This is a genomic window from Methylorubrum zatmanii (genome assembly GCF_014845115.1).
GTDB classification, from domain to species: Bacteria; Pseudomonadota; Alphaproteobacteria; order Rhizobiales; family Beijerinckiaceae; genus Methylobacterium; species Methylobacterium zatmanii.
The window spans coordinates 40272-46587 of sequence record NZ_NKUI01000038.1; the positions used below are offsets into that span (position 1 = coordinate 40272).

Below are 6316 nucleotides of genomic sequence, written 5' to 3' on the forward strand. Positions count from 1 at the left end.
CGCGTGTCAGCGCCACGAGGACATCCATGACCGACACACCATGGCTCTCGACCTGGGGCCCTTCGCGATCGCAACCGGCCGAGCGCAAGGCCCGCCGCACGCCGGACCAGATCCTTGCCGATGCGCTCGAGGTTCTGCTCGCGCGCTCGATCATCAGCGCCGAGGAGCGCGAGCGAACCTGCCTCGTCCCTGAAGCCACCGCGGCGGATCTCGGGGCCTTGGTACGCCATCGGCTCACTGGCGAACCCGCCTTCCGCCAGGCCATGAAGGATGCCGGCCTCCTGACCATGGCCGCCCTCGCCCGCGCGACGCCCGCCGAAATCCTCGCCCTGCCCGGCGCACAGTCGGAACTCGTGGGCAACATGCGAGACGGCGTCCTCAAGGCAATCGAGCGCGACCGCGCCGCCCAAGCGCGCTCGCAAGCCTCTGCCGCCCGCGTTGCCAAGATCCGAGCGGCCGAAGCGCTCACCAACGCGCTCAAGGTTTTGCTCAAGCGCTCAACCATCAGCCCCGAGGAACGCGACCGGACCTGTCTCGTGCCTGAGGCCGACAGCGATGCGCTCGAACGCCTCGCCACCTGCAAGCTCGGCGGTGATGCCGCAACCGCCCCGGTCAGGAAGCGGGCTGGTCTCACGAACTATGCCGCGCTCGCACGAGCGACCCCGGCCGAGATCCAAGCCGTTCCTGGAATGAACGACGCCGCCGAAATCCGGCAGGCCGTGCTCGATAAGATCGCCGAACTCACGGCGGGCGATGCTGACAAGACCAGCGTCTGATCCGGGTTACACCCGCGGAACAGGGATACCGATCCCCTCGGATCAGCCGCCGAACGCCGCCACGAGCTTTGCCCAGGCGCTCTTCGCACTCAGCCGCCCCGTCTCCTTGACCCGCCCATGCTTCCACAGGGCGGGCGGCGGGCAATGGGGAAGGATCGCACCGTAATCGACGTGAAGCACGTTGTTCTGTTCGCTCACAGCGTCCAGGATCGCGATGATCTCCGCATCGCACAAAAGACGCCCCACGATCAGCGCCCGGTAGAGATCGTTCGCCGTGCGGCCCTCGATCTCGAACCACGTTGCATCGCCATGCCCTGGCACCGGGATCCGACAGACGAGGGCCGTGCGGCTTCGCTCCGGCATCGCCCCAGGGTTCCACACGACCCAGGGATTGGGCTTGTCGGGCTTGTTGGGGCTATTCCGAAATCGCCATACCGGGCAATTGCCAGCCATGATCCGGTCTACCTCTAATCCCTGAACACAGGGGATCGCGGACGTGATCGTCCCTCTCCGCTCTCGTGGATCTGGCGCGCAAAGCTCGTCGAAAAGCGCGAGGATCTCCTCGAACCGCGCGATCGGCTCGATCTGCGAAGGCTTTTTGGGACCTTGATCGAACGTGACCGCCTCGACGTCACCGTGAGGCCCCGTACCACCCAGCGAGCCGACCTCGCTCGGGTTCCCGCTCTTCACCCCGACCCAGCGCTCCTCGTCGCGGTGATAAGGCTCTCGGGTCTCATGGCGAACGGGAAGCGCCTCCCATGCCGGGCCACCTGTCGCCCACATCGCCAAATCCGCGCCCTCATGCGCATCCTCCTGCGAGAGAACGTCGATCTGGCCATCGTCCGCCAGTCCAGGCCGACCGCCCGGCCGATACAGCACGTCGCCAGGGCGCTCGCCCTCGCGCACCCAGCGCACGACGTCGATCTCGCGTGGCTCGTCGTACGGCCACCGCGCACTCTCGACATCCAGCGCCAGCCAATGACCCGGCGCGATCTCGTAGACGTGCACCCGCATGTGCAAGATGCAGTCGGTGAACGGCAGCGGGCCCGCGAGCCGCGGCGGCTCGCTGCGCGCGCCGTCGAACACGCGCTCCGCTGCCAGGAACCCATGCTCGCTAAAGGTCCGGTGGAGGTTGGCGAGCAACGGCGCATGACGCTCGTGGATCTTCGCATCGAGCGCCACCCGCCATCGCCCGTCCTGCATCACGCCCGTCCCGGGTCCCAGGACCGAGTAGAGAAGAGGCTGAGGCGTGAGAGGCAGCGGCTGAGGTGGTCGGCGCACAAGGTCCCGGACCACCGCGCCGATGGGCGAAATGAAAGCCCGGATCACCACCGACGACGGCAGGATCAGCACGCCACCGGAGACCTTCACAGGCGTGACGAGGCGCGGAATCAGGAACGTCCGATAGAGGTCGCGTGGGACCAACGCGCGCTCGCTGTCGCCGCCGATGAGCCCCCCGATCCTCGTGCCCGCGTGAACCAGCCCGAGGTTTTGATCAGTCGGCGGCAGGGCGAGGAGATCGCCCGGGAGATCGACGCCAAAAGGCACGATCGGCGCGTCGAGCCGACCGACATGGTCGCCCTTGTGAATGACCGCGCCAAGATGCAGCCCCGTGATCGCCCCTGCATGGAGCCGACAGATCACGCTCTCCATCGGACGGTTGTCGCTGCTGCGTGCGGGTTCATTCCGCGCGACGGCTTCCGCAAACGTCACACCGTCCCAGCGATCGTCCGCCAGGCGCTCAAGTGCCACTTCGATTTCCGGATTTGACAAGGACGCCGGATGATCGACGAAGCCGTCGATCCAGCGGATAAGCCACGTGCCCTCCTGTGGAAGCCCCGACATCTTGAACGAGCGCGACGCCACACGGAGACCCACGGCACGAGTTGGTGCCGCAGGGTTGACGAAGGGTGCTTAAAATCCCGTGGAATTGACGGGCGCTGCGGACGCTTAGCGGCGACGTGAGCGGAGGACCGGGGATCACTAAGGCCTTTGTGGATAAGGTGCGGCGGAATGGCGCACAAGCGCCCGAGGCTAGCTTGGCCAGTCGCAGAGTTTTTAGATCAGTCGCAGCGTTTGCTGGAAGTGACAGCCGCCGCCGACCAGCGCCGCCATGGAGGCGGAATGGTGCGGCTGGCGGAACGGCCGGCGGTTCGAGAGGGCGCCGCCCTTCAGTTCCCCGGCCACGGACTGCACCATCGAGACTTCGAGGAGTTCGCGCGGGCCCAGCGGCGGCAGGATCGAGGGGAGCCGGGCGGCGAGCATCGATTTGCCGGCACCGGGTGGGCCGTTCATCAGGAGGTTGTGGCCGCCGGCCGCCGCGATCTCGAGGGCGCGCTTGGCCCCTTCCTGCCCCTTGATGTCGCGCAGATCCGGCATCGGCCCGGCCGGGGCGGCGATGGCGGCCTGGGGCCGGGCCATCACCTGGCTGCCCTTGAAGTGGTTGGCGAGCTGGATCAGCGAGCGCGGGGCGAGCACGTCCATGTCGCCCGCCGCCCAGGCCGCCTCCGGGCCGGTCGCGGCGGGACAGATCAGGCCGAGGCCGCGCCCGTTGGCGGCCATCGCCGCCGGCAGCACGCCGGCCACCGCCGTGATCGACCCGTCGAGGGCCAATTCGCCGAGGACGCAGTAGCCGCCCAACGCATCCGCCGGCAGCGCGCCGATGGCCCCCATCACCGCGAGCGCGATCGGCAGATCGTAATGCGAGCCCTCCTTGGGCAGGTCGGCCGGGGCGAGGTTGACGGTGATCCGCTTGGCCGGCAGCGCCAGCCCCGAGGCGATCAGCGCCGAGCGCACCCGCTCGCGGGATTCCGCCACCGCCTTGTCGGGCAGGCCGACGATGGTGAAGGCCACGGCGCCGGGCGCGATCTGTACCTGCACATCGACGGCGCGCGCCTCGATCCCCTCGAAGGCGACGGTGGCGACGCGCGTGACCATGTTGAGATGCAAGCTCCGACCCGGAGGTTGCAGAGTAGAGCCCCTTCCTCTCGGGAGAAAGCCGGCGCAGAGCGGATTTATAGGGCCAGACCGCGACCTTAAGTTGATAGTGTGACCGCGCATGTCAGACCGGCGGACGGATGCCCGCTGCCCCGGTCACGGCGAGCCGAGCCATCGGGTAAAAAGAACGGAACCCCCGGGACGATCGCCCGTTCGCCCGGCGTCTCTTCCTCAAACGGAGCGTATCATGTCGTTTCGCCCTCTCGCTGCCGCTGCCCTCGGCCTCGCCCTGCTCGGCGGCCCCGCGCTCGCCGACGAGAAGCTGCCGCCCGATCAGCAGGCCAAGGTCGAGGACGTCCTGAAGAAGGAAGGCTTCACCAAGTGGAAGGAGATCGAGCTCGACGACGGCATGATCGAGGTCGATGACGCCATCGACGCCAACGGCAAGCAGTTCGATCTCAAGCTCGATCCGAAGACCCTGGAGATCGTGAAGCGCAAGGCCGAGTGAGGTGCCGGCTCCGGGGAGCGCGCCTCCCCGGGGCTACTTCGCTTTCACGAAGAACGACCCGGTCTCGGGCACAGCTTGGCCATCGGGTCGAAGGCCTTGCCAGCGGGTGACGAGCCCAGCCTCGCTCCGGCTGAGGCTGAACAGGGGCTGGCCCGGCCGGTAGACCGCCACGCCGTATGTGTTGACCGTCCGGCCATCCGGGTAGCGGTGAAACGTGACCGTGAGGCCGTCCCCCTCCCTTTGCGCCTGACAGAGAAGGCGCTCGTCGGTCTGGAAGCCCGCCATCGACAGGACGCAGCCGCCGCGGGTGCCCGGTGGCCCGAGGCTGAGATCGTAGGTCACGACGATGCCGGTGCCCCCGGCGGTGCGTCCGGCCGCGTGTTCGTAGCGATAGCGCCCCTGCCATTCCCGCGCAGCAGCGCCCTCCTCGGCGAAGGCGGGCGGGGACAGGCCCGCGAATACGGCGAGCCCGGCAGCGGACATCCGGGTCAGGGTCGTCGGCATGCTCCCTCCCTCGATCCCGTGCGGAGCATGGCGGCGCGGATCGTCCTTCGCAACCGGCGCGCACCCGCTTGCATCCCGGCGCGGCTGCCGTCATATACGGCGCGGGAGGTTGGCGAGGGACGTTTCACTCGCCAACCGGGTCAGGTCCGGAAGGAAGCAGCCCTAACGAGACCGAGCGGGTCTTTGTCCAGCCTCCCACCTTCGCCGCCCGCGGCCCGGGCGGCCAGCTTCTCCCAAAAGTCCGAACGGCGGCATGGACGAGACGCACGGCACGTTCCCCGACGAGCCGGGCCTGCCCGGCATGCCCGCCCCGGAACCGGCCGCGACGCCCTACCGGGTGCTGGCCCGGAAGTACCGTCCCCAGACCTTCGATGATCTGATCGGCCAGGGCGCCATGGTGCGCACCCTCGCCAACGCCTTCGCGGCCAACCGCATTCCCCAGGCCTGGATGCTGACCGGCGTGCGCGGGGTCGGCAAGACCACCACCGCCCGCATCCTGGCCCGCGGCCTCAATTACGTGCGCAGCGGCCAGCCGGAGACCGGCCCGACCGTGTCCATGCCGGAACTCGGCCTGCATTGTCAGGCGATCATGGAATCCCGGCACATGGACGTGCTGGAGATGGATGCCGCCTCACATACCGGCATCGACGACGTGCGCGGCATCATCGACGGCATCCGCTATTCGCCGGTCTCGGCCCGCTACAAGGTCTACATCGTCGACGAGGTCCACATGCTCTCGGAGAAGGCGTTCAACGCCTTCCTGAAGACGCTGGAGGAGCCGCCGCCCCACGCCAAATTCGTGTTCGCGACCACCGAGATCCGCAAGGTGCCGGTGACGATCCTGTCGCGCTGCCAGCGCTTCGACCTGCGCCGGGTCGAGGCCGACGTGCTCTCCGCGCATCTGAAGAAGATCTGCGCGGCCGAGGCCGTGGAGGCCGAGGACGAGGCCCTCGCCGCCATCACCCGCGCGGCGGAAGGCTCGGTGCGCGACGCGCTCTCGCTGCTCGATCAGGCCATCTCCCACGGGGCGGGTGCCGTCACCGCCGCCGGCGTGCGCGACATGCTCGGCCTCGCCGACCGCTCCCGCATCGTCGATCTGTTCGAGGCGGTGATGCGCGGCGACGTGCCCGCCGCCTTCGCCGAACTGCGCGCGCAGTACGATGCCGGCGCCGATCCGGCGGTGGTGCTCTCCGATCTCGCCGGCTTCACCCACCTCGTCACCCGGCTCAAGCTCGTGCAGGGGGCGGAGGCCGATCCGACCTTGAGCGAGGCGGAGCGCGTGCGCGGGGCCCAATTCGCCGGGCGCCTGCCGGTGCGGGCCCTGTCGCGGGCTTGGCAGATCCTGCTCAAGGCCCTGCCGGAGGTGCAGGCCGCCCCGCGGCCGCTCGCGGCGGCGGAGATGGCCATCGTGCGGCTCGCCTATGCCGCCGACCTGCCGACACCGGACGAGGCCCTGCGCCAGTTGCGGGCTGATATCGCCGGCTCCGAGGGCGGGGCTCCTCCGGCCTCCCGCCCCAGCCTCGGGCGTGACGGCGGCCCTGGCGCGATGCTGTCCCACGGCTCGGCGGCGCTGCAGATGGCCCCCCCACCC

Annotated in this window: 5 protein-coding genes, 1 other RNA gene and 1 pseudogene; 4 read left to right on the forward strand and 3 right to left on the reverse strand. The window is 69.0% G+C overall.

Annotated elements, in window-relative coordinates; translation table 11 throughout:
• Positions 1 to 26 precede the first annotated feature (26 nt).
• Entirely contained in the window at positions 27 to 776 is a 750-nt protein-coding gene (locus MZTS_RS04875) for a hypothetical protein (RefSeq protein ID WP_192282243.1), read from the forward strand.
• 42 nt (positions 777 to 818) lie between these two features.
• Here MZTS_RS04875 and MZTS_RS04880 read toward each other — a convergent pair whose 3' ends face one another.
• Entirely contained in the window at positions 819 to 2642 is a 1824-nt protein-coding gene (locus MZTS_RS04880; RefSeq protein WP_192282244.1) for a hypothetical protein, read from the reverse strand.
• 225 nt (positions 2643 to 2867) lie between these two features.
• Positions 2868 to 3713 (reverse strand): annotated as a pseudogene (locus MZTS_RS04885) (YifB family Mg chelatase-like AAA ATPase); the annotation flags it as partial.
• A 247-nt stretch (positions 3714 to 3960) separates the two neighbouring features.
• Here MZTS_RS04885 and MZTS_RS04890 point away from each other — a divergent pair.
• On the forward strand, positions 3961 to 4221 hold the full coding sequence (locus MZTS_RS04890; protein ID WP_009866008.1) for a PepSY domain-containing protein: 261 nt from the start codon (positions 3961 to 3963) through the stop codon (positions 4219 to 4221).
• Between the two features lie 33 nt (positions 4222 to 4254).
• Here the strand turns inward: MZTS_RS04890 and MZTS_RS04895 are convergent, their stop codons facing one another.
• The gene (locus MZTS_RS04895; protein ID WP_009866009.1) at positions 4255 to 4725 is read right to left on the reverse strand and encodes a DUF5991 domain-containing protein; all 471 of its coding nucleotides are present in this window, start codon (positions 4723 to 4725) and stop codon (positions 4255 to 4257) included.
• Positions 4726 to 4828: 103 nt separating this feature from the next.
• On the opposite strand from MZTS_RS04895, the gene ffs reads away from it, so the two are divergent.
• An RNA gene (gene ffs, locus MZTS_RS04900) (signal recognition particle sRNA small type) lies at positions 4829 to 4925 on the forward strand.
• Positions 4926 to 4978: 53 nt separating this feature from the next.
• A partial coding sequence (locus MZTS_RS04905; protein WP_192282245.1) for a DNA polymerase III subunit gamma/tau occupies positions 4979 to 6316 on the forward strand: 1338 nt, incomplete at its 3' end.

Bases quoted from the DNA above. Each gene is read 5' to 3' on its own strand.
- MZTS_RS04895 (WP_009866009.1), bottom strand. From the start codon at position 4,725: ATGCCGACGACCCTGACCCGGATGTCCGCTGCCGGGCTCGCCGTATTC.
- MZTS_RS04875 (WP_192282243.1), top strand. From the start codon at position 27: ATGACCGACACACCATGGCTCTCGACCTGGGGCCCTTCGCGATCGCAA.
- MZTS_RS04890 (WP_009866008.1), top strand. From the start codon at position 3,961: ATGTCGTTTCGCCCTCTCGCTGCCGCTGCCCTCGGCCTCGCCCTGCTC.